Below are 24798 nucleotides of genomic sequence, written 5' to 3'. Positions count from 1 at the left end.
AATTTTCAAGGAGATGATAAGTATTGTTAACTACATTATTAATTTAAGTGAAATTAATAACTTAAATTTGCAAATGATGATAGATGATAAAAAGTTTTGGCCGGGAGGAATTCCCCCTAAAGACATCAGCCAATTAATTAATTGGGCTATTTATGATTACATTGATTATTACTCATCGTATAAAGAAGGAGATAAAAATGCAAAGTAAATTAGAATCATCGGCACCAGAATTAATTTTAGTAGATGCGCAAGTAATTTACCCGGGTTTTAACATCAAAATTACATTAGCGTCGCCACAGCGAAGGCCACTTCAAATTGATGAAGATTTTAAGACATGTGATCTTATGATTAATTCATCACACGAAAAGCAAAAGGCTGAATCTCAAAAATCATTAGAATCGCTCATGGAATCATTAAATTTACAAATTTCCGAGTTAGCCAAACATCAACCTCCGCAAATTGTGGCAGCTACTTACGCACGATTACTACAAAGTGTAAGTTGGAACGGTGCTTTATTCACAAAGTCCAAAGATAAACTTCAATTAATTAACGTTGAAGTAAATTCAGGAACATCTAAGCGCCATCATAAGCAGTTTTTTAATTACACTTTTAGTTCCACAAATAAAAATATTGATCGGGATATGGTACAAATTGACTATACTCCTAGTGACTCTTGGTGGTACTACAGTCACTTACATCCAATACATTTGTCTGATGTTCCATCCGACTTCTTGCTGTGGTTCGATATGGACAAACAAGATCGTGGTGATAATGATGATTATCCTTTAGTAGCAAGAGCGCTAAATGTAAATAATGGTTATCGACGTTTAGCTTTATTTTATCAAATAAAGTTCGAGATTGCTGACGTTATCTGTTGTCCACCTTTTTATAATCAATTACCTAAAAATCTCCCCGGAAATATTTTTGAACGTCAAGTCGATTTAAATAAATCTTTAACTGGATTAATGATTAAGTATTACTACTTACATTCTTGCACGCGTCCTGACGTAAAATCCATTTATTTTGCTGGAGTCAAAAATAGGCTTCCAAATTCTTCATGGAATGGGAAGTGGGTGAGCGATCATAATTAATAAAAAAGCGAGTGTTACTATGTGGCGTCTATGGGGGGGTCCCCATAAAGAGCCTCCTTGACGCCACATTGAATCCGTTGTGGGAGTACGCGTTTATACTTCAAACTGGATGAACAATCTTAACAAAAGTGTTCACCCAAAATAAAAGAATTAACCAAACCGCCATTTGATTAATTCTTCCAAATAAAACACTAAACACTAAAGTGAAGCATCATTGCCAATTCTAAAAATCACTTCAGTATTTAAAGAATTATAACATACAAATATTTTATGGACTAATCCTTATTTAGTAAGTGAAGTTTTTAGTGTTGCTTCCTTTAGTTTAAGGAGGTCAATATTTTGAGTGGTGTTAATACATTATCACGTTCTTTTAAAACTATTATTTATAAGAACGATTACTACTTAAATCTCACTAATCTAAAAGAAAAATATGGGTTTGATGCCCTTTTCATTAGTGACGATAGTGAATGGGATACTTCAAAAAATGAACCTAGTGAGAATAATGAAGAGCATCGCTATCAATCTAATATTATTAGTCATCAATACGTACTTAAGTTTGGTCAATACCCCGCAATGGGTATTGTAATTTTTAGACAACCTGATGATAAACTATTTAGTTTCTGGGATTTAATTAAAGTGATTCGTTACTATCTTAATTACGTTGGGTATGGTGAAGAATATAATGAGAGGGATTACTCACGACTTTCTAAGCAGTTGGGTATTAAAAAAGACAAAATTGAAGCCATGTTATGTAAATCAAAACGTGTACCACCTATTGTATGGACTGGATTTTTCTCTGGAGTTGACATTACAGCCTATTATGATTGGAAAAAATATTTAGATATTCAAGGAAAGTCAAAGAATGAACCAACTTTTATTGCTTTAAACAAACAAGAATTCTTTAGTAATCCATATTCAATTCTTGTGACAAATCCTAATTCACGACGAATCAAGTATCCTCTAACTATTAAATTTGTCGATACAATGGCTCTTGGCCCACAAGGTGGATTAGCCGCTTTGGGTTCAATCGTTGGTCAAAAGAAACTTAATACTAAAAAATGGGATCTTGAGGATAAGCTAATTTCTTTTGAAGAATTCAATGATCCTTATAACGGCGGGTATTATAAATCTCATATGCGTTTTTTATTAAATAAACGCCTTGATGATTATATTAACTATGCGCTAGGTGATTCAGAAGTTACCTTGAAATACTTGGACTTCTTTATGGGGAACGTAATTGATGTATACAATGAAGGGCTAATTGAAAATATACATATTCCTGCTACATTAACATCGTTAGCAGATGAAATTAGTTCCCATTATTCTAAAGAACCTTATGATGAACAAACAGTTGCAAACATTTATCAAGATATTTTTCGTGGTATTAATGTTGATCAATACTTACGACCACGATTATATAATCAAGATCCTCCTAAAGATACAGAAGAGTGGATTAAAGTCTTAAATGACGCTGTTGATGGTTACGACAATTTTGCATTTCAAAAACTATTTGTTAAAAAGTTAAAACCTTATTTTGCTCGAGGTACACTTACTTACAAAAAAAGCAAGAAAGGATATATCTATCAAAAGTTAATTGGGTCCGCGCCTACTAAAAATCAAAAAGGATCAACTAAACCATTAGCAGATCGAATTAACTTTAAAAAGCTATACGAAGATAATCCTGAATTTGATGTAAGCAATTTGAGCAATCAGAGGATCAAAGTCAGTAAACCAAAATTTGTAATCAGCACTAAACTACGTAATCAATATGCAGATCATGCGCATCAATTTAACTTTACACGTAATAACGTGCCCCCGACTATTGATAATGTACTAATTAAATTAAATAACGCTTCTGTTTATAGTACCGTTCCTTGGTTTAATAAAAAAGGTGTGATTTGTTGGACTCCTGAGATTTTTCTAACTACCCAATTGAACTTTGATCAAATGCGGAAAGGTTATAATTTTATTGAGCCTCGTCAAGGTGATAAAAAACATAAAAAGGGTAGTCATGATCAATTTAGTGTACATCCAGATGATGTTTATAATGATGGGTTTAATATGGCAAAGCAAGCCTACGTGGGCGGGATGAACTTGGCATTTAACCCAGGAATTATTACGATTGCATTTAAATATAAATATGATATTGATCTTAAATCATCTTATGTTGACGCTGGACTTTTAATCCCAGATTTTAGGTTAGATTGTAAGCCTATATTAGATACTCATGACTTAGATAGCCGTATTTTAAGAAATTATCATAAGTATCCACGATATTTTGTAAATGGACCGTTTACGCTTGGAGTTGCTAACGTTTCTTATCACTTTCCAGATAATATCAAACGTGTGCCTGTTGGATATAAACCTTTGATTAAGGACCAAGGCCCCATCTACGTTCGACAGGCAAATCGGGTTAATATGACCGTAACTGATGTTATAAATATCATTGAGCATGGTGGTACTGTTGAAATTCATCGAATCATTATCCCTCAGCAAAAAACACTGGATGGAGATGTTACCTGTCTGGCACCAATTGGAAAAATGCAACACTGGTCACTAATCCGTCGAAATGAAGCTAAAGCAAAACGTGATGAATTTGACTCTAACTCTGATGAATATCGAAAATATGACGCTCTTCAACTCTTCTATAAACTACTAGGAAATGGTGGGTATGGTAAATCTGGTCAGGGTCTAGGGACTGGAGGTACTCGAGATTTCTTAACAGGAAATACCATGTATGTGCCCTTCAGTCGTAATACTAACCCTTTTACAGCTGCACAATACACGTCAATTGCTCGGTACCAAGTCAATGCACTAATGGATTTAGTTGAAGAAACATATCCAAATAGTCTGATTCCGTCTATTACAACGGATGGTTTTATCTTCTGTTCTAATAATCTATTAGAGGAAGAAACTATTCGAACAAAATGTGAAAAATGCTTTGATAAAAACTGGGTTTTAGTAAATAAGAAAAATTTCAGCGGACAGTTTTTTGAACTAAAGTCCCACAACCATGGCCAAAAGTATACTACCACCGCGCTAATCAATATTCGCACTCGTTTTAATATGACAGAAGATAACCATATTAAAGCGCTAGTCGGACTGCAGCCTAATAGCTGGACAACGGCTCGACTAATCAAACTACTTGAAACTGATACTGTGACATTTAAGGTTGATGATTTTAGAATGCAATCAATAAATGACATGAAACACTCGATTGATAATAAGCGTTATGTTAGTATGAAAACTTGGAAACAATCAAAATGGTTAAACTTGAGTCCCGATGATACTTATGAATTAATTGACTTTGTACCTCAAGGTAATTTCGGATACTATTTAACGCGGCCCTTTGCCTCAATTGAAGAATTAATGACGTATCGAAATGAATTAAAAAATTATCGTTCTCTTTTTCCTGTTTTTAGAAGAGAGTATGCAAAACAATTTATTAAATTTGATCAAAGTGTGCGAGACTATGGTTCCGATGAACATTCTGAAAAACATGTAACTTGGGTCAAAAATGATGTCTATTTAAAAGGTAAAAATTATCCTGAACTAATTGATAATTATCGAAAAGATTACGTTCAAAAAGTGATGATACGTTATTTAGCAAACCATCCGACCGAGTATAACTTAAATTTAATCTACAAGAGGTTATTTCACGATCGTTATAAAGAATTTAAATCATTTAACCGTGCATTAAAACGAAACAAAGGTCAATTCGTTAATCCGCTATGTGTCTTGAAAGAAAATATTACTGATACACTAAAAACTTACCAAATCGTAAAGCAAATTTATTAGTAATGTGTTGCAAATCCGCTACCCTTACTTATAGAAAACTGTGTACAGTTCATTAATTACTTAAAGTATTGTCGATAACAAAAAATATTCCCGAATTCGCGCATTCTGCGCAGAAAAGCCTCTGAAATAACAATTAGGAGGCTTTTTATTATGCATTCAATTAATGAGATTATTGATGAAGTTAACGCAGATCTACAATTACAAGCAGATTTTTGTTTAACAGAGCAAGAACAACAAGTGCTACTAAATAATGGATTATTGTTTTTTACAGCTGAACGAATTAGACCATATATTACTAAACTTAGCGATTATTTACGAGAGACTCCTCGCAAAGATCGTGTATGGACAATGTATAAAGCAACCGATGTTTGTAATAAACATTTAGGCTTTTACGCATTAGCTTTAATTAACGATTCTAACTGTGATTAAATTTAATAACTTATATAAACGGAGGAATAAATAATGGATACACTAAATCAAGTAATTGAAGAACACGTTAATACAGTCGCAAAAGAACTCACAGAAGCATGTGGTTATCAACTTAATGATACACAAATAGACGAATTACGTCTTACAGGAAGAGTCGGAATAAGCCTAACTGAATTAGCGCCGTATTTTAGCTCCTTAAATGAATTTGTAAAATCACATCATCTTAGCTGGATGCTTAGTCTTAATACAATTAGTAGTGATTTTGAAATTGAACTGAAAGGTTGTCACTTATTATTTTAATCTAATAAAAGCCTCGGGTAGTTCCCGGGGCTCTTTTTTAGGATTTCTCCTCAAATTTATACTTCATTATTCCTTCTAAAAGAATACGATTCTTTCTTTTTTGCGACTAATCCGAAGCCAAACATTGAAGCAATTGCCCCTAATGCAATCAAAGCAGTTGAATTACTATTACCCGTTTGCGGTAATTTAGCTTGTTGCGCTTTATAAGCTTCGCGTGTCATTTCTACTGATGAAGTTCCAGGTTCAACTTTTACAGTTGTTACATCACCAGTTTCACCATTTTGCATTGCTGACAAATTACCAGAATGGCTATTTGTCTTCCCACCAGCCATCACAACCGTCTTGCCGTCAGCAGTCTTATATTGATTACTGTTACCATTAACAACTGCCTTGTCACTTTCATGTAACTTCTTTGCAAGGGCATCGTATTCAGCTTGGTTCTTAGCCTTAAGAGCTTGGTAGTTATTATCAAGTTCTTGTTGCTTCTTAGCTAAATCACTCTTGATTTGCGCAATTTGGGCGTTAAGCTTATCGATTTCAGGATCAGCAACCTTTTGGTTCTTGATCTTTTCAATCTTAGCGTTAGCATCATCAGTGATTTGCTTAAGTTTAGCTTCGTGTTGGGCCTTTAACGTGTCCAACTTAGCTTGAAGTTGACTTTGTAGTTCCGCCAAACTAGTAGGTTGAGCAGCAATAGCCGCAAGCTTAGCTTCGTGCTTAGTCTTTAAGTCCTTAGTCTTAGCAGCGTATTGAGCTTCTTCAGCCTTAACGCCGTTGTCATGATCAACACGGGCTTGAGCAAGTTTAGCTTGCAAGTTCTTGATTGCAGGTGATTGCATTGGATCAGTAGCCATGGCCTTTAAGGTGTTTTCCTTATTAGTCCGTAACTCAGTAACGCGCTTTTGAGCTTGACTTAGTTTAGCTTGATCGCTAGCGAGTTTGTCTTGTGCTGACTTGAGTTCACTGGCCGTAGTAGAAGCCTTACTCTTAGCATCGTTTAATGCTTGGGTATCAGTAGCAACAGCCGCTTGGAGTTGCTTAATTTGATCGTCGTGGTTAGCGGATGGAATAGCGATTTGATCTTTGTAACCCGGTTGGTTAACTTTTGAGTTAGGATTTGCAGCTTTAATCACGTAGTTGTGGCTTGCTAAGTATTGGATGTGAGGAGATGTTGCATCTGAAATAGAGTTGAAGTGAAAACCACCAACGTTAAATTGATTAGCGGCTTCATTACCTTTTCCGTAATCAAAGCCAACACCTAGAAGGTCACTACCGATTACGCTGCTTGATTTTGCATTTTTGCCGATTCGTACGCCGAGAAGGTCAGTAGTGTGTCCGTTACTTGAATTACCTTTTGCACATTCAAATAGTAGTGCTTCAACTGCGTTGTAAATACCACGTTGAAGATCATCACGGGTTAAGTTAGTGTAGTTGTGTGTCCAAGTATTGTTATCGCCGTCATAAGAGAGGCTTCCGAATGAACCGTCTCCAGCCCACGATTCGGTAACGATATCAGTGCCCCAGTTGTTAGCAACTTGGTCTAATAATTTGAGGTCGTGAGCATTTGTCCAGGCATTCCAGTTGTCCTTACGGTAGCCATTTTCAACATCTTGAGCGACATCAATAGATGCATTAGTGATCTTGTAAGGATTTGTACCGACAGCTTCACGAATTGGGTTGATTAAGTTTGCTGCGTATTGAGTAGCAAAGATAACATCATCATGGGAAAGAGTTCCGTTATCGTTTAATGTAACTTTAATTTGCTTTGCTGCAGGATCTTCTTTGTAAACATTATTCTTCTTTGCTTCTTGTTCAGCTTTTTGAAGTCGAGCATATAATTCTGGGAATTGTTGTTGAGATAGTGTCCATGTTCCGGGCTTCTTAGTTTCGTAATAAGTTTTCCAGACATTGATGTATTCAGCAGGTGCATCAATTGTGTTAACCACTGGCTGATTTGCTTCCGCCTTCTTTAACGCATCTTGTGCGTCACTCAACTTATCTTGGGCATTTTTAACCGCTTGATTTGCCGCCTTGTTTGCAGCATCTTTTGCGTTAACCACATCTTGATCAGCGTTAACAGTTTGTTGAGCCTTGCCGACTTCGGTATCGGCTGCAGAGATTTGGCTGTCAAGGTTCTTAGCAGCTTGATTAATTGCACCTTGCTCATCAGCCTTTTGGCGTGAAATTTCCTTTTGAATAGCAGCGTTTGTGCCATCAGTATTGTTCTTTAAGGCTTGGTCCAACTTGTTTAACGTAGCGTTATGTTCAGAATCAAGGTTGCCAGCTTGGTTTTGATAATCAGCGTTTTCTTGAGCCGTTTCTTGGTTCTTTTGTTGTTCAGTCACAATTGTTGATTGAGCTGACTTTAAGGCTGCATCATTAGCGGCAGTTTGACTAGCCACTGCTTGTGAGTAACTAGCGTTTTCAGCAGCAGTAGCGCTGGTTGCTGCTTGGTTAACAGAAGCAATTGCACTTGCTTGGCTTGCTTGTTGCATGGCAGCGTCACTTGCTTGACGCGTTTGAATTTGGTTATTTAAGTCCGCAATTTGACTATTAGCACTGGTTGTTGCTTCAGACATCACTGCTGCGTTTGAAGCTGCAGCAGCAGATTCAGTTGCGGCGTGAGCGCTTTGCATGTTAGCTAATTGTTGGTCAGTAGTAGTTGCACTAGTAGCGGCAGTAGAGGTGGCTACAGTGTCGGCGTGTGCTGTAGTAGCGACAGCACCGGTAGCGGTTAAGGCGCCGGCTAGGGCAACGGACTTTAAGATAGTATTTTTTCTGTTCATAATATCCCCCAAGATTATAGATTTTCTGCTCATTTCTTTTTTTGATAATTACCACGTTAATATTCTTTTTAAGTTTTGTGCTTTTGTATTTAACATCTCCCTAAAATAAATACAGTAATCTTTATTTAATTACCAAAGTACGACAATTTTTTCTAGAATAGACTATTTTAACTATTCATAATTAACGTTTTCATTATATTTTTCATCATCCAATAAGTCAACACATAAGCACATATTTTATTGTGCATACTCACATATAGAACTAGAATGATACTTATAGATAACGTTCCTATTCGCTATTCTTACTTTTATCCTAATATTAAAAGGATAAGTGAGATTAACTATGCAACAATTATTAGGAAAGAACATTGCTAAACGTCGTCATAAGTTAAATATGACTCAACAAGAACTTGCCGAACTAAGTAACCTATCAATTAATTTTATTTCTCGTCTTGAACGTGGTCGTTCAAATACTGTTAGTTCGACTACTCTTTTAAGTTTAGCCAGCGCTCTTGGCACCTCGATGGATTCTTTAATGGCCAATCCTACAGCTCAAGAAAACGAAACCCACTACGGCCCACACTTAACTAAATTAATTAGTAAACTTGAAAGCTATGATTACCCTAAAACAGAACACTTAAGTAAAATAATATTAGAATTACTTGAAGATAAATAGTTTATAAAAAAGCCTCCCTATTTTAAGGGGGGCTTTTTATTAGAGCGTGAATTCATCTTCTTGTTTTTTTGCATGACGATGTTGAACTTTATCCTTAGGTCTGTTGAGTTGACTGTCTTTATCCTCTTGTTCTTGTTTTTGTAATTGGGTATGGCGTTTTCGTTGCTGATTTTGTTGGGCCTCTTCAATAGCCTGTAAATGAATCGCTGCCAATCGAACGCGCTTATTCTCGTGGGCTACCTGGGAGTTTTCATATACCCAGGGAGGAATTTGTTGCCCCTGTATTGCTAATCGTAATGCGCCTTCATTGTCAATATCGATATTTAGATTATATCCCATCAATATCTTCCTTTCCTTTTAGATAGTGATTTAAGATAGCAAATATCCCAACAGCTATTACTAAACCTATTAACTTCCACCACCCAGGAAGTACGATACCAATTGTAATAATCACTCCTAATTCAAAAACAAGTACGCTCATTAAAAGTGTAAACATTTGAATTAATAATGTTACCCTTTTTAGTGCTTCTTCGGCTACCTGAGCTTCTTTTATTGCCGATATTTTAGCTTGCTTAGCTTCATACACATTGGCATTAATTTGTTTAATAATTTCATTCTGTAGGAACTCATTAATTGTAAAACCGGTAAGCTCCTTAAACTCTTTAACCACGGATTTCGTAACGTCAGTAGTATGTACAAAGAATCCATGTACTAACGCGCGATTTAAAATATCGCTATTATTATTTTGGGCCTTAACTACTTTTGCAATAGCCGGTCCAATCTGTTTAAGGTCAGCATTCATAGCCTCATTCTGACGCGTTACCTCATTCATATGCACATTAGCTGTGTCTTGCCGTTTCTGTAGTGCATCAACTATTTGACGAGTATTTGTAATGTCTGCTTGTAGGCCCTTGTTATAAGCAATATCATGTGTACTCTTGGTGATTTCAATCACCTTAGAAGTTTGGTCCGACATCTTTTCCGTGAGTTCGTTTTGCACGCTCTTGGTGTTCTTGAATACGTCGTCGCGTAGTTGCTGTAAGGCGGCGCTGCTGGCTAATTGACTTAGATCGGCTTTGGTTGCCCCGTCTTGGATTAGTTGATCCAGCTTGAGATTTATTTCTTTGTTTCCGCTCTTCAGCTTCGGTGGTTTGGATGTGCTGAATATTGAGTCTGATTCGTTGCTGTCGTTGGTTTGCTGCTGCCTGAGCATCTCGGGCGAGTGTTCTAATTTTAATGAGTTCTTCTCGTTCAGTTTGAACATCTTTTCTGTCATTAGCTTTTACTTCCTTCCTGTAATGACTTTGAACAGGCGTAATATCCTGCTCTTTTTCTAGTTGTTGACGCCAATAATCTTCTAAGCCTTGTCTCGTATAAGCCTGACCTAAACCACGCGTAGATAACACATGTCCCGCCTTATCCTTACGTTGATAATAAGCACGTACTCGATGAAGTTTTGGCTTGCCATTTTTGTCTGGGATAATCTGAGTATAAGTCCATCGTTTCTTTTTACCTCGCTCTTTAATCTGGATACCTATAGTAGATAAACGATTAATAAAGTCGATAACATTACACACTTCTTGTTTAACTTGATCTATTGTCTGTTTAAGCTGCTGCTCCCAACTTGATCGCGTAATTATTTCTTTAGCATCTTTACGCGGACTTGCTTTATTAAACGAATTAGACCATTTTCTCCCTGTAACCAGTTGAAAATTACGTTCAAGATACTTATTAAAATCTCTTCGCATTCGATATACAGAAAAGCGATTTGTTGGGACTGTTTTACCATTTGTTTTTACTGTGTTGATCAGTAAATGGACATGGATTTTTCCACCATCACCATCGCATTGAACACAAGAAACGCTTTGTGCATCACCAAAATGTTGGTAAACATACCCCTGCACTAGTTGTAACGCTTGTGTAGCCTGTTTATTTAGGTCTGAAGTGTCAAATTCCTCGTTTGAGAAACTAATAATAATACTTTGAGCTTGATATTTCCGTTTCGGATTATAAGCTCGTCTTAAACTTTGATGAAATTGCTTTTCTAAGTAAGCACCCGACTGTAATGTTGATAAATGACCATTAGGAGTATGCAACATATTAATATTAGTTCCTGAACAAGCTAAGACACGATGACTCGTTTTAATTGTATTATGAGCAGTTTGATTGAAAATATAACTCAAACGGCCATAAGAAGATTGACAAGCAGTTGAATTAAGCACTGCCAATTTCATCAAGTCCTTTCTTTAAATAAGACTTAGTTTCATTACACAATTGATTTAATTGCTGAATTGTAGGAAAAACTTGTTGTAATTGTTGGATAATCCAGTTCCAGGTATCCTCGTTTGTTGGATCATTATTCTTAGCAATATTAGCGGCATGAGCAATTTCATTTAAATTCTTCGTAACATTTGAACTGTCCCACATTAACGCACTAATCTTAGCGTCTAAATCATCGTATTCCTTCAATAAGTGCTTAACTTGTGTTTGGGACTGTTCTTCAGTCAACGGTGCTAATCGAATTAGTTCTCTTAATGTAGCAGCATTAGTTTTTTCGCTTAATGACAACTTTACTGCTTCAAATTGTTTCATTTCAGCGTCATTTAATCGTACCTGAATCATGTTACGCTTAGCATTAGGATTCACATTTCTCCCTCCTCATTACCAGTAAAATTCTAAAAATTTTAAGTGATTTTCAACCTATACCTTTGGTAAGTGTCGGTTGACTAAATCACGTAATTCGTCGGTTTGATCATCAATGTTTCAGCTATACCACTTATTGGTCTATACCAATACTACAACATTGATGATCAATTTGCAAGTAGTTAATATTAGCTGTAATACAGCTAATGTACTCCTTGGATGGGCGCTTAATCAGCTCCCCTTCACCCCTGCGATGGTCCAATTATTCGTTCAAACACTAACCGTTTTGAGACTTATAATTGGACATTCTTTTGACTCGCCAAAAGAATCAAAACCGACCAGATTTGATTGTAAATCTGGATAAAACAAGTTCATTTTTCCCTGTCGAAAACGAACCAAACAGACCCTTCTCTTTCAATTGATGAAGAGAAACAGACAATCATTTACTTGTTCTGTCAAGTAAACAAACAGATTACTTCTAATATCAGAAGTAATACAAGACGAAACTACCGCCTTCCGCTATAGCTTCAGTTGGTAGACCTCACCTTCATTATCTAAGTTAAAACTTAGATAATTACGTTCGGTAAATAAAAAAGCCTGTAATAATTACAGACTTAATATATTTAATAATCATTAACGGGATATGGCTTTAAATCTTGTAATTCATGCCATTTTGGCATAAATGTATCATCGGGTGGATTATTCTTTAGGTCCTTAAGTCCCAAGTTAAATTCTCGGCATAAATTATTAATTTGATCAGATAACTTTTGCAATTCATTAAAGTTTTTTTCAAATTGCAAATCTTTCTTAAGAGCTTCAATCTCGACTTCATCATCATGAAGTGCTTCTTCCATATCAGACGGATTATAATAAATCATTCTGATCACCATCCTTTTCAAATTTTATTTACTATAACAAAATTAAACTAATAAAAGGAAAGCAAAATTTTAAAATAAAAAATCCACCACAGTAATATGTGGTGGCCATGCTTAAATGATATTTTTAATTTCTGTACAACATTTCATACAACATTTAGATGCAATTTAATGAAATTGTTTAAATCTTATATTTTGAGAAATCTTATTATATCAGCATTTTGAAGCTATTTGAAATTGGTTGCAACCCAACAATGGAGATGACGGGAGTCGAACCCGTGTCCAAGCATATCGCCATTTCAACCTCTACGTTCATATCTCAACTATTTAAGTTTCACTAACCAAAACGCCGTTGATCAGGGCAACCATGATTAGCTAGCTTGATTAGACTCTTCTTATTACTTCAAGCGGGAGTAATAAGCGTAGTCCACTAATTATAAAACCCATTACCGCATCATGGACGAACCCGGAATGGATCTACGCGCGCTACTTGTTAGGCAGCGTATGCGTAAGCGTTTGAATTATTGTTTGCAGTTATAATTTAAAACTGAGCGTTTTTACGAAGACGCAACCTTCGAAACGCAATTGAAACTCGACCTATACCTGTCGAATCCATAAAACATCCCCATAAAGAAGCAACTATATTATATCATATTTATGAAAAAATAAAAGTCGGAAAAGCCCTTATAAGAACTGTTCCGACTTAAAGTTAAATTCAAATTAATTTTAGTACCAACCGTTTGCTTGCCAGTGAGCTTGAGCATTTTGCCATGAGCCGTAACGACTAGCAACGTATTGGTCAGCTACCCGTTCTTGGTTTGCTGGAGAGTAATCACCATTAAGGTATGATGCTGATAATTGGTACTTACCAATGTATTGACCATTTGTAGCACCGTAGTTACCACCAGATTCACGACCAGCAATCCAAGCCTTAGCAGCAGCTTCTGAACCAGAAGCATTTGAAGTATAGCTTTGGTTAGCTTGGTTTTGCGTTTGTTGTGCTTGAGTAGTTTGTGTATTTTGTTGAGCAGCTTGTTGAGTATTAACGTTAGCGTTAGCTGCGTTTTGAGCATTGTATTCTTGGATTTCTCCATCGCTCTTAATGATTAACTTTTGACCAACAAAAATCTTGTTAATATCTTGAATATTATTCTTCTTAGCAAGGTCATTGATCATACTGTTGTTCTTAGCGAATTTGTAAGAAATACCTGAAAGTGTGTCACCACTTTGTACGGTGTAGATTGTGTCGGCATTAGCAGCAGTAGCCGTTGCACTAACACCTAAGGCCACTGCACCAAGAGTAGCAGATACTTTAGCAAAGTTTTTCTTAGAAATCATAAATTAAACAACCATCCTTTATTATTTAGCAAATTATCTTTTCCGTTTCAACACCTTATATACTACACTCTGAATATTACTAAGCTGTAACAACATCATTTCTATTTCCTGCTCTTCGTTTGTTTTTTGTAATATTTTGTAATATAGGCTGTCAAGCAATTAGGCCTCAAGTTTTGTAATCCCTTGTCCCCGTTATGGTTTCGGTTACCTTAACTTTTTTGGAAATTTCAATAAAATACAAATAAAAAAGGTGAATTTTTTCGCAAAAACTTCATAATTGCTTCAAATTCACCCTTTATTTCACGTTTTATAACAATCTTTATTACAAAAGTGTTGCAAAATAACGCTCGCAATACTTTGCAACCCCATCATTATCATTAGTATCTGTAATAGCAGTTGCTGCTGCCTTAATATTTGGCAACCCATTTTCCATTGCAATTCCCTGTGTAGCTGCTTCAATCATTTCTAAATCATTATCTGCATCCCCAAATGCCATTAAATTACTAAAGTCTTCGTTAAAGTGATCTAGTAACGCCTTTAATCCAACTGCCTTATTTAAGTGCTTTGGTAAAAATTCCATAATCATCGGTTGGGATTGAACCGCATGATAATGTACTTTAAGATCGGCTGGTAAATTTTCGATGATTGTCGATAATTCAGCTGGCTCAATTGCCATCACTGCCTTACTATATGTTGTTTCTGGTAAATCACGCATAGCTAAATTATTGAACTCAATATTTTTTAAGACAGTTCGATAAATTGAACCTGGGTAATCGTTTAGTTCATATACCCGTTCAAAATCAAGCACATTTAATGGGATCTTTTCAGCCTTAATATATTCAAATAGGGGCATTAAATCTGCCTTTTCCATCCCCAATTCAAAAAGGTGTTCTCGAGATGCATTATTAATAACTAAGCCACCATTAAATGTAATTGTATAATCATCAGGCTTTGTTAACCCTAGTTGTTCAATATACGGCCAAATTGCATTAATTGGGCGGCCGGTACACAAAACAACCCGGATTCCTTGCTCATGTAATTGTTTAAGCACCGCTGCGTTGCGTGTGCTAATTTCCTTATCACTATTTAATAAGGTGTTATCAAGATCTAAAGCAATCATCTTAATCATTATCTTGTTCTCTCTTTCTAATTTTGCCTTGAATAATTTGTTGGTTAAAGTCTTCAAATAAATTCAAAAATTGATCAGCACGATCCTTACCATAAATCCGAACCCATTTTGAAAAACGTTGATTAATTTTTTGCCAAATCTGTGTTTCAACCTGCTTACCCTTTACCGTGGCTACTAGAAACATCCGTCGCCGATCTGCTGGGTCTGCTTTTTGCTCAACGTATTCTTGTTGGAAAAGAATTTTTAGCTGCCGTGAAACAGCACTTCTCGTTACCTGGCGCTGTTTAGCAATATCCATTAATTTAATGTTAGGATGACTGATAATCATCCGTAAAATCAAGAATTGCTCAAAAGAAAGATTGTATTCACTCGCTGGCTCAGAAATAAAACTTTCTAACCCTTTTAAGCCGGTTAAGTATATATTAATTGCTTTATCTAACAATTGATCTTCTGTCGCCATTATTCTCCTCCCTAATGATTAGTTAAAATTGCCTTAGCGATTAAACGAGCAAAATGGTCATTTCCAGCTGGTCCCATATGAACGTTATCGCTTGCAAACCATTCGGTATGTCCTTGACTAGCCTTATACCAATCAACAACGTGAACATTTTTGTGTTTCTTGGCAACGTCTTTTATCTCATCATTAACTGTTTGTTGCCAAGGTTTTGTTGGAACATGCGCAGTTACCCAAAAAATCTGATGTCCAGGGCCAATTGCACTTAATATATCATCTAATGTATCCTGCGTCATGGCACCATTTGTTCCAAGATTCAAAACAACGATCTTATTTAAATGACCATCTGCTTTTAGCTGCTTGATTACTTCTGGCGTTGCTGACCCTTGTCGCCCAACTTGCGCATCGACATAAGCATTCGGCATCAATTTTTGGATACTATCTGCTGCATCTGCCATTACTGAATCACCAATCGCCGTAACTTTTAGCTTTTGGGCGGCTTTTATCTGGGCGGGCGTTAGATCATATTGCTTTTGAAGTTTCTTTGTAGTACCACTTGCTTCGGCAACCGTTTCGCCTTTAGCAATCTTTTTATTATGTTCTTCAGCAGCTTGGTGATTTTGCTCAATCCGCTGTTGAACTGCGGTCTTCTTTGGTGCCCGGTTTGGTTGACAAAAACCGATAAATGCAATTATCAACACTAATGTACCAGCTAAAAGCTTACTTCCGCTTTGCCAGCTAATATGATGTTTTTCTAAAACTCTTTGAAGATCCGCAGGTAACTCTGTCCACCGATACCGCGCAAATGGTTGTTCAATTAATCGGTACGAAGCCTCGCTAATCGCTAAAATTATTGCGATCTCAACCAGAGCATTTATTAACGGGTGATTGCCGACCTTAATTAACCGTTCGTAGAAAATCATTACAGGGTACTGATAAACATAGATACCGTATGAGCGTTGTCCCACCCAGTGAAATACTGGATTAGAAAACCATTTGTTCATACTTGCTCCCGGATGGAGAATGGTAGCCATTAAAAGAATACCGACAAAGCTGTAGAGGAACATTCCCCCACGATAAGTAAATGCTGACTGTCCATTTAACGAGCAAAAACCAAAAATCGTAATAACAGTTGCCAGGATTCCTGTAATATTCAGTAAATCTCGGCTATTTTTCTGCAAATTTGGCCGTAAACGATTCAATGGCCACGCCAGACCTAACCACGAACCAAGAAAAAGCGAAAATGCTCGCGTATCAGTTCCGTAGTATACACGGTTAATATTGGCTGGATCATATAAAACAGCCATTTCCACCGCTGATAAGATTGCTAATACAAATACAATCCGCCGAACTACTTGCGTTTCTTTAAAAATCCTAAATAAAAGGGTAATAATTAACGGCCACAATAAATAAAACTGTGCTTCAACTCCCAATGTCCATAAGTGCGTAAATGGTGAAATCCCGCCAAACTGGTCAAAATAGGACTGGCCGTGACTTATTTCCCACCAATTGTAAACCCAGGTTAAATTAGTGATGATTACCGCTCGAATATTATGGAGCAACTCGTGAGCAAATAAAGTAATATAAGCAGTCGTTAATACTAACATTGCTACTAATGTTGGGTACAACCGTCGAAAACGTTTCAGGTAAAAGTGCTTAATATCAATTCTTCCACCATATTTAAGTTGCCGACTAAATTGAAAAGTTACAAAATACCCAGAAATTAATAGAAAAAGCGGAACTCCTAAGTACCCACCCATCAAAAAATTGGGTAATAAATGATAAATTATAACGCCTAAGACAGCTAGCGTTCGTAATCCGTCTATTCCAGTCACAAAGTAGTGCGTATGCATTCCCTGAGATGGATTAAAATTCGGCTTCATTGCCTGACCTCCACAAATTCTTCATACCATATTACTTATTATTTCTTGAAAGAATGAAAAAGCCCAAGACCCTATTTTTTCAGCCTTAGGTATTTACCTTAATTACCCGACGTGATTTTCTTTTAAGATTGTTTGAACAATCTTATCAACTTCTGGTGGTCGCCTCCATTCTTCCCAATGATCCATCGATTCATCTTGCATTTTATAATGGGTATTTATAAAGTGCTCATACTTAATAACATTCTTGGAATGAGGAATATTTAACTCTAATATCCGCACTTCCTTAATAAATTTACGTTCTGCTGCTAGTTCAGCACGGCCATTTTGGACCATGTTACCAATTTCATAATATTTTGAACCATCATTACGGGTAATTTCCTCAATCAGTGTCAACGTTTCGTGTTGTTCTTCCACTTTCTCTACCCCTTTCAACCCTACCATTATAACGAGTTTAAACCAAAAAATCATCGTCTAAATGACGATGATTGGCATAAGAGAGAAAGAGAATTGATTAGAAGGTAAATACTTAATACCTTGCACATATTATGATAGCGCTTCCAACAAAATAAGTCAACCCTACTTATTAATCATTTTTCAAAAATATATCAATTTAGATAGTGCCTAATAGATGGAGAAAAGAAAAAAAACAGCAAATTTTATGTAAAATTAACTGATTCTTTTTTTAGATTTTATTGAACAGTAACTGACTTTGCTAAATTCCGTGGCTTATCAACATCAAGTCCCTTGCCAAGACTTGTGTAATAAGCCAACAGTTGCGCTGGCAAGACACTTAATAACGGTGTAAGAACCTCATCAACATCAGGTAAGACAAATGTATCGTCTTCTTGGGCAAGGTGACGAGAAACGATTGTAATTATACTTGCTCCACGAGCTTGAGTTTCTTCAAGGTTACTCCGGGTTAAGCCAGCAGTCCGATCTTGAGTAATGATTCCAATAACTGGCGTGTGGTCTTCAATTAATGCAATTGTTCCGTGCTTTAATTCACCAGAAGCAAAACCTTCCGCTTGAACGTATGAAATTTCTTTTAATTTCAATGCTGCTTCAAGAGAAACTGACCAATCCATTCCTCGGCCAATATAGAATGCATTTGGAACCTTTGATAGGTAACGAGAAGCAATTTCTTCAACCTTCTTCTTACTATCCGTAATTGATTGCATCCCATTAGCTACTAATCCTAATTGATGTTTTACGTCAAAGTCCTTAGCGGCCTGCTTACCCATGTACACGCCAAGTGCTTGGGCTAAAATTGCTTCAACAGCAATTTGTGCAGTATAAGCTTTGGTAGAAGCAACAGCGATCTCCGGACCAGCATATAGCAATTCAGTATAGGTAGCTTCACGCGAAAGTGTGGACTTATCAACGTTGGTAATTGTTAAGCTTGGCCAATTATTTTTGTTAACATTAACAAGTACTTCCCGACTATCAGCAGTTTCACCACTCTGGCTCAAGAAGATAAAGAATGGCTTCTTAGAAAGTAGTGGTTGTTCATAAGCAAATTCTGATGAAATATGAACAGAAGTAGGAATTCCACATAATTTTTCAAAAATACGAGCTCCAACTAAACCAGCATGGTAACTAGTACCAGCACCAACGATATATAGGTGATCAGCATCTGCCATGTCCTTAAGAAGCTTTTCGTCAATTTGTGCTACATCATCATTGCCAAAGTATTCTTGAACAAGTTTCCGCATTACAGCTGGTTGTTCATCAATTTCTTTAAGCATGTAGTATGGATAGGTTCCCTTGTCAGCAGCGTTAGCATCCATATCAACTTTGAAAGTTGGCCGATCTACTTCATTGCCATCAAAGTCCTTCACAATAACATGATCAGGCTTTACAACAACCAATTCGTGGTCGCCAATTTCCATAAAGGTATTAGTTTCTTTAATCATTGACATTGCATCCGACCCCACCATATTGTAGCCATCAGCAACCCCAACTAATAATGGACTCTTGTTTTTAGCAACAAACAAGGTGTCCGGTTGTTCTTTGTCCATTAATACGAATGCGTATGAAGAATCTGAGCTAATTAAACGCAATACCTTAAGTAAGGCTGCTTCAGTAGACATTCCGGATTCAGTAACAAATTTATCGACTAATTGAACAATAACTTCAGTATCAGTCTGACTAACAAATTTTACGTCTGACAAATATTCTTTCTTTAATTCAGCATAGTTTTCAATCACACCATTGTGAACTAAGTAAAAACGTTCATCTTGTGAGTATTGTGGGTGTGCATTAGCCTCATTTGGTTCACCATGAGTGGCCCAACGAGTATGACCAATACCAGCCATACCGTGAACATCATCACTAAGGGCTGCTTCTAAGTTAGCAATCCGTCCTGAACGCTTTACAAGATAATCATGTCCTTGCTGGTCATTAACGTAAACCCCAGCAGAATCGTAGCCCCGATACTCAAGGCGCTTCAATCCATCAATAAGGATTGACAAACTCTTGTCAGTCCCTGTAACTCCAACAATTCCACACATAATTAAATTCCATCCTTTAAATAAAATTGGTATAGATAACTAGTGCAGGGCACTACATCTACGTAACTGTATTGTATAGTACAGTTTTTACTTTTGGTTGTCAATCATTTTATCCAATTGGTCTATATAATTTACTTTTATTTAATAACAAATAAAAAAACTGAGAAAAAACTTTTGTCTTCTCTCAGCTTCAAATATTTTAACAAACGATAGCAAAATAACACGGAACATTTTATTATTCAACTTCTAATTCTGCTCGTGCTACATCACCAATTCGCTCAACGTATTCATGAACTAATTCGGGCGTTGCTGCCTCTGCCATAATCCGCAGTAGCGGTTCAGTACCACTTGGTCGAACAAGAACACGTCCATCGCCGTTCATGTCTTGTTCAACTTGAGCAATGACTTCTTTTAACTTTTCATTTTGCATGGCACTCGCCTTATCTGCAACTTTAATATTTAATAGTTCTTGTGGATAAGTTGTCACATCACTTGCTAATTCAGCTAAAGTCTTACCAGAATCCTTAACAACAGATAAGAGTTGCAACGCTGTAAGCATTCCATCCCCCGTCGTATTGTGATCTAAGAAAATGATATGTCCTGACTGTTCTCCACCAAGATTATAGCCATTCTTTAACATTTCTTCGACAACATAACGGTCACCGACTTTGGTTTTAACACTCTTGAGGTCATGGGCTTCTAAGGCCTTATACATCCCCAAGTTACTCATTACCGTTGTTACTACTGTATCTTTTTTTAGGAGCCCCTTTTTATCCATGTACTTTCCACAGATATACATTATTTTGTCACCGTCAACAATGTTTCCTTCGTTATCAACAGCAATACAACGGTCGCCGTCTCCATCAAAAGCTACACCAAGGTCCGCATTATTTTCAACAACTGCTTTTTGTAAACTTTCAGGATGGGTCGAGCCACAATTCAAATTAGTATTTAAGCCATTTGGCTGGTCATTGATTGGGATAAAATCAACGTTCATATCAGCAAATAGATTGGAAATAAAACCACTTGTAGCACCATTTGCAGCATCAACAACAACCTTTAGTCCTTCTAAGTCTGTTGAAACTGTTTGTTCAAGAAATGAGGTATATTTTAATGCCCCTTCATGGTAATCAGCAACTGTCCCCAAGCCCTCATCAGAAGGACGTGGCAATGTGTCTTCTTCCGCATCTAATAATTGTTCAATTTCATATTCAAGGTCATCTGATAGCTTAAAGCCATTGCCTCCAAAGTACTTAATTCCATTATATTTAATGGGATTATGACTTGCAGTAATCATGACCCCCGCATCTGCTTCTTGTGCTCGTACAAGATAAGCAACCCCTGGCGTAGTTACAACGCCCAGCCGTAAAACCTCAATCCCCACAGACAATAAACCTGCAACTAACGCATTTTCAAGCATTTGTCCAGAAATTCGGGTATCACGGGAAACTAATACTTGTGGTTGCTTTCTTTCAGAGTGACGCGTAAGAACATACCCACCTGCGCGACCAACCCGAAATGCCAATTCAGGACTAAGATCTTTATTTGCAACACCACGTACACCATCAGTTCCAAAATATTTTAACTTCATGTCACTTCTCCTCTATTCATATTAAATAATTAATTTGCATCACTTGAGCTTGAATCTCCACTACTATTTATACTACTTGACGACTGAGATGTCTCTGTAGACGATTCTGAAGATGATTCCCTAGATGACGTCTTAGAGCTACTCGTATCGTTTTTAGCACCATTGCTTGACGATGAGCTACTTGAATTACTACTTTGTATTCCCGCTGATACAGGAATCGTTATATTAGTAGTTGTTGGTGAAATTACAACATTTAATGTTTGCCCGTTCCGATCAAGCGCTTGAAGGGTAACTTGTCGTGAAATGTTATCTTTAGCATCATGCGGTACCGCAACGAAAGCGACGATCTTATCAACATGGTTAACCTCTTCACGCGCCCCTGTTACTTGAACATTTTGAATATCACTATGTGGGCGGCCAATTTGGTAACCATTATCTAAATTCTTAGTGCTCAAACGAACAGTCACTTTCATTGTAATTGTCTTACGTGGTTGAATATTTACATTAATATATTGCGGATTGATACTAGAAGTCAATTCAGAATTCAAACCACTCGTTTTTAACTTAACACGGTGTCTTCCTGGTGATAAATCCGAAAGATCTGCGTAAACCTTAAAATTTTGCGTATTAGATGTGGTGGTAACCAGTGCTGAAGGACCAGTAACTTTAACTTTTACATATTGAGGATAGCCACTCACAATATATTTGGCATTATCCACTGTAACGTCAAGCGGCATTTTAATTGTTGCTGATTTATCAGACATTAGCGCGCTATTCTGGTTGTTATTGCGGGTATTTTGGCGAAGAAAGCCGCTTTTACTCCCGTTTACATACATAAATAAGAAAAGCGCTAAAATTAACGAAATAATTCGCAAAACCCACTTATGGCGGAAAAAGCCCTTAGTGTCCTTGCCCATGACGGCCACCTCCTTTGCGGTGGAACTTAGCATATAATTCTGTTACTAAGTTTTCATGTTGTGGTTCATGAGTATATAACTGCGCACGTAAGAATTTCAGATAATCTTCTCGCGACATATTTCGAATTAACTCATTATCCTTAGTAATTGAAACTTCACCAGTTTCTTCTGAAATTACAATCGTTAATGCGTCAGTCACTTCACTAATACCAACTGCCGCCCGGTGACGTGTCCCTAATTCTTTAGGGATTAACTTGCTGTCAGAAAGTGGCAAATAGGCAGCCGCAACCGCAATCCGATTATCTTTAATGATAACTGCTCCGTCATGCAAAGGTGTGTTAGGAATAAAAGTATTAATTAATAGTGCACCGGAAATATCAGCATCTAATGGAATTCCTGTTTCAATATATTCTTCAAGCCCAGTCTTCATCTGAATACTCATTAGGGCTCCAATTCTTCGCTTCGACATATACTGAATTGCTTGATCCAACTGTTTGATCGTATCCTCTTCCTTCTCATTAGCCGTTTGGTTGTGTGTAAAGAAGGTACCTCGACCAAGGTGTTCCAATCCTCGCCGAATCTCCGGCTGAAAGATAATTACAATTGCAATAACACCCCAGTTGATGATCTGATCCATCACCCATGAAACAGTGCTCAGGCCAACGTACCAGCTAACAATTTTAACAAGGATAATAATCAAAATTCCCCGAAAAAGTTGAACTGCTCTTGTCCCACGAATGAGCATTAATAATTCATAAATCAAAAACCAAATCACTAAAATATCAATCAAGTGAATCAGATTCTGCCATGTTAGAAGCGAAACTATAAATTGCATCGCATTCACCATCCTCTAAATCACGTTCATATTATATCATTTCATTTTAAGTTTGACCCGACTTGAACAAAATTAATGCTTATTTTCCTAAGCATACAAATAAAGGTCCAGTAAGCTAACGGTTAGCCACTGAACCTCATAATTGATTTTTAGATTATTTCCTGGGAAATACTAATGTTCCTGAACTTCATTTGGATGAGCTTTTTCCCAGCGGTGTTCTGTCCAGAAGTAAAGGGTAATAAAGGCAAAACAAATTGCTGGAACAATAAATGATAGCTGCATTGAACCAGTCAAGTCAGATACTCGTCCTTGAATAGTTGGGATGATTGCTCCACCAATTAAGGACATAACAATAAATGCCCCACCAGTTTCTGTGTACTTCTTTTCATGAATTTGATCAAGCGTATGTGCATAGATTGTTGGCCACTCTGGTCCAAAGAAGAAACTAGTAGCAATTGCTGCAATTACAGCAGTAATATTCGGAATAGTAAAGGTAATAATCAATGAAACAGTTCCTAGTAATGAGAACCATATCAATACCTTAGTGATTGAATAACGATCAAGGAACCAGTTAGCAACAAGCTTCCCAAAGAACCAGGCAATATAACTATAAATCATAAACGTTGACGCAGCGGCATCAGAAATATGCGAATCAAGACGCAATGCTAACCGAATCGTAAATGACCATACAGTCGTCTGCATCCCAGCATAGATAAACTGACAAAGAACCCCCTTCATATAACGCTTATTATGGAATAAGTAGTTAAATGTTTCTCCTAATGATGGTTGTTCTTCTGCTGCTTCCTGCGCTTCTGCACTTGTTGAAAAAGCCTTGGCCCGTGGCATCTTAGTAACGGCCAAAACGATAAAGATAATGATTAAAACAATTAAAATATATTTATAAGGCTGTAATGTCAATTGTAATAAGTGCTGATTATATGCTTCAGCTTCAGCCTTTGACATCTTAGAAACCTTATCGGCAATATTGCCACCTTCACCAAAGATAAGGTACTTACCAAGCACGATCCCCATAATATCACCAAGGGGAATCAAAACATTTGCAACGTTCAAGCGCTTATTGGCTGTTTCCTTTGGCCCAAACATTGTGGCATAAGTATCACAACTTGTTTCAAGGAAACTTAAGCCAATGGCAATTGCAAAAATGGCAACTAAAAACATACTGTAAGTAGCAACATGTGATGCAGGGAAAAACATTCCACAACCAATAATATAAAATAAGAGCCCAATAAGAATTGCTAACTTGTATGATGTCTTTTTGATAATGATTGATGCCGGAATTGCCATCAAGAAGTAACCACCATAAAAAGCACTCTGCACGAAAGCAGTTGCTGTATCATTTAAAGTAAAAACAGTCTTAAACTGCGTAATTAAAATATCATTAAGACTCGCGGCAGCTCCCCATAGCGGAAAGATTAGACACAAAATAACAAATTGGAACATCGGTGTCCGACTAAGATATCCATCGGAAAGTTGTATCCAACTTTGTCCTTTACTGCTATTCATTTCTTTATCCATAATTTAC

General features: G+C 36.8%; 22 protein-coding genes and 1 other RNA gene. 6 read left to right on the top strand and 17 right to left on the bottom strand.

Features of this window, described 5'->3' with window-relative positions:
• The first annotated feature begins 73 nt into the window (after nucleotides 1–73).
• The 5 genes from DTK66_RS11135 (at nucleotide 74) to DTK66_RS07820 (ending at nucleotide 5618) form a co-directional block, all read left to right on the top strand.
• On the top strand, nucleotides 74–208 hold the full coding sequence (locus DTK66_RS11135) for a hypothetical protein (protein ID WP_255505086.1): 135 nt from the start codon (nucleotides 74–76) through the stop codon (nucleotides 206–208).
• Nucleotides 198–1091 (top strand): hypothetical protein, encoded by an 894-nt coding sequence (locus DTK66_RS07835; protein WP_191668298.1) that lies wholly within the window; start codon nucleotides 198–200, stop codon nucleotides 1089–1091. Before DTK66_RS11135 ends, DTK66_RS07835 begins: the two co-directional genes overlap by 11 nt.
• A 339-nt stretch (nucleotides 1092–1430) precedes the next feature.
• Nucleotides 1431–4889 (top strand): hypothetical protein, encoded by a 3459-nt coding sequence (locus DTK66_RS07830; RefSeq protein ID WP_191668297.1) that lies wholly within the window; start codon nucleotides 1431–1433, stop codon nucleotides 4887–4889.
• Nucleotides 4890–5039: 150 nt separating this feature from the next.
• The gene (locus tag DTK66_RS07825) at nucleotides 5040–5318 is read left to right on the top strand and encodes a hypothetical protein (RefSeq protein WP_191668296.1); all 279 of its coding nucleotides are present in this window, start codon (nucleotides 5040–5042) and stop codon (nucleotides 5316–5318) included.
• Between the two features lie 33 nt (nucleotides 5319–5351).
• Nucleotides 5352–5618, top strand: a complete 267-nt coding sequence (locus DTK66_RS07820; protein WP_172467652.1) for a hypothetical protein — start codon at nucleotides 5352–5354, stop codon at nucleotides 5616–5618.
• Nucleotides 5619–5674: 56 nt separating this feature from the next.
• On the opposite strand, the gene DTK66_RS07815 is transcribed toward DTK66_RS07820, so the two are convergent.
• Complete coding sequence (locus tag DTK66_RS07815) at nucleotides 5675–8404, bottom strand: SEC10/PgrA surface exclusion domain-containing protein (protein ID WP_225209041.1); 2730 nt, start codon at nucleotides 8402–8404, stop codon at nucleotides 5675–5677.
• Between the two features lie 331 nt (nucleotides 8405–8735).
• Here DTK66_RS07815 and DTK66_RS07810 point away from each other — a divergent pair, with 331 nt between their 5' ends.
• Complete coding sequence (locus tag DTK66_RS07810; protein WP_191668295.1) at nucleotides 8736–9080, top strand: helix-turn-helix domain-containing protein; 345 nt, start codon at nucleotides 8736–8738, stop codon at nucleotides 9078–9080.
• Between the two features lie 39 nt (nucleotides 9081–9119).
• Here the strand turns inward: DTK66_RS07810 and DTK66_RS07805 are convergent, their stop codons facing one another.
• The 16 genes from DTK66_RS07805 to fucP all read right to left on the bottom strand — a co-directional run bounded on the left by DTK66_RS07805 (nucleotide 9120) and on the right by fucP (nucleotide 24791).
• Nucleotides 9120–9419, bottom strand: a complete 300-nt coding sequence (locus DTK66_RS07805; RefSeq protein WP_172467650.1) for a hypothetical protein — start codon at nucleotides 9417–9419, stop codon at nucleotides 9120–9122.
• Nucleotides 9409–10035 (bottom strand): hypothetical protein, encoded by a 627-nt coding sequence (locus DTK66_RS07800; protein ID WP_172467649.1) that lies wholly within the window; start codon nucleotides 10033–10035, stop codon nucleotides 9409–9411. Before DTK66_RS07800 ends, DTK66_RS07805 begins: the two co-directional genes overlap by 11 nt.
• Nucleotide 10036: 1 nt before the next feature.
• Entirely contained in the window at nucleotides 10037–11314 is a 1278-nt protein-coding gene (locus DTK66_RS07795; protein ID WP_191668294.1) for a relaxase/mobilization nuclease domain-containing protein, read from the bottom strand.
• A complete protein-coding gene (locus DTK66_RS07790; protein WP_172467647.1) occupies nucleotides 11295–11726 on the bottom strand; it encodes a hypothetical protein in 432 nt (143 codons plus the stop codon). Before DTK66_RS07790 ends, DTK66_RS07795 begins: the two co-directional genes overlap by 20 nt.
• A gap of 620 nt (nucleotides 11727–12346) precedes the next feature.
• Entirely contained in the window at nucleotides 12347–12601 is a 255-nt protein-coding gene (locus DTK66_RS07785) for a hypothetical protein (RefSeq protein ID WP_172467646.1), read from the bottom strand.
• A 249-nt stretch (nucleotides 12602–12850) separates the two neighbouring features.
• Nucleotides 12851–13225, bottom strand: a transfer-messenger RNA (tmRNA) gene (ssrA, locus tag DTK66_RS07780).
• A gap of 99 nt (nucleotides 13226–13324) precedes the next feature.
• Nucleotides 13325–13936, bottom strand: coding sequence for an aggregation-promoting factor (gene apf / locus DTK66_RS07775; RefSeq protein WP_153930549.1), 612 nt, complete (start codon nucleotides 13934–13936; stop codon nucleotides 13325–13327).
• Between the two features lie 322 nt (nucleotides 13937–14258).
• The gene (locus tag DTK66_RS07770) at nucleotides 14259–15065 is read right to left on the bottom strand and encodes a Cof-type HAD-IIB family hydrolase (protein ID WP_153930550.1); all 807 of its coding nucleotides are present in this window, start codon (nucleotides 15063–15065) and stop codon (nucleotides 14259–14261) included.
• Nucleotides 15058–15525 (bottom strand): MarR family winged helix-turn-helix transcriptional regulator, encoded by a 468-nt coding sequence (locus tag DTK66_RS07765; protein WP_153930551.1) that lies wholly within the window; start codon nucleotides 15523–15525, stop codon nucleotides 15058–15060. Before DTK66_RS07765 ends, DTK66_RS07770 begins: the two co-directional genes overlap by 8 nt.
• Nucleotides 15526–15536: 11 nt before the next feature.
• A complete protein-coding gene (locus DTK66_RS07760; RefSeq protein WP_153930552.1) occupies nucleotides 15537–17402 on the bottom strand; it encodes an acyltransferase family protein in 1866 nt (621 codons plus the stop codon).
• Between the two features lie 102 nt (nucleotides 17403–17504).
• Nucleotides 17505–17816, bottom strand: a complete 312-nt coding sequence (locus DTK66_RS07755; RefSeq protein WP_191668293.1) for a hypothetical protein — start codon at nucleotides 17814–17816, stop codon at nucleotides 17505–17507.
• 275 nt (nucleotides 17817–18091) lie between these two features.
• The gene (gene glmS, locus DTK66_RS07750) at nucleotides 18092–19912 is read right to left on the bottom strand and encodes a glutamine--fructose-6-phosphate transaminase (isomerizing) (RefSeq protein ID WP_153930554.1); all 1821 of its coding nucleotides are present in this window, start codon (nucleotides 19910–19912) and stop codon (nucleotides 18092–18094) included.
• 235 nt (nucleotides 19913–20147) lie between these two features.
• Nucleotides 20148–21503, bottom strand: coding sequence for a phosphoglucosamine mutase (gene glmM / locus DTK66_RS07745; protein WP_191668292.1), 1356 nt, complete (start codon nucleotides 21501–21503; stop codon nucleotides 20148–20150).
• A 29-nt stretch (nucleotides 21504–21532) separates the two neighbouring features.
• Nucleotides 21533–22420: a CdaR family protein gene (locus tag DTK66_RS07740; protein WP_153930556.1), complete on the bottom strand. Its 888-nt coding sequence runs from the start codon at nucleotides 22418–22420 to the stop codon at nucleotides 21533–21535.
• On the bottom strand, nucleotides 22404–23255 hold the full coding sequence (gene cdaA / locus DTK66_RS07735) for a diadenylate cyclase CdaA (protein WP_153930557.1): 852 nt from the start codon (nucleotides 23253–23255) through the stop codon (nucleotides 22404–22406). Before cdaA ends, DTK66_RS07740 begins: the two co-directional genes overlap by 17 nt.
• 171 nt (nucleotides 23256–23426) lie before the next feature.
• A complete protein-coding gene (gene fucP, locus DTK66_RS07730; RefSeq protein ID WP_191668291.1) occupies nucleotides 23427–24791 on the bottom strand; it encodes an L-fucose:H+ symporter permease in 1365 nt (454 codons plus the stop codon).
• Nucleotides 24792–24798 lie beyond the last annotated feature (7 nt).

It is taken from the genome of Limosilactobacillus walteri (assembly GCF_014830205.1).
Lineage (GTDB): Bacteria > Bacillota > Bacilli > Lactobacillales > Lactobacillaceae > Limosilactobacillus > Limosilactobacillus walteri.
Note: the sequence above shows the minus strand (reverse complement) of the source record. Positions and strands in the feature narration are given on the sequence as shown.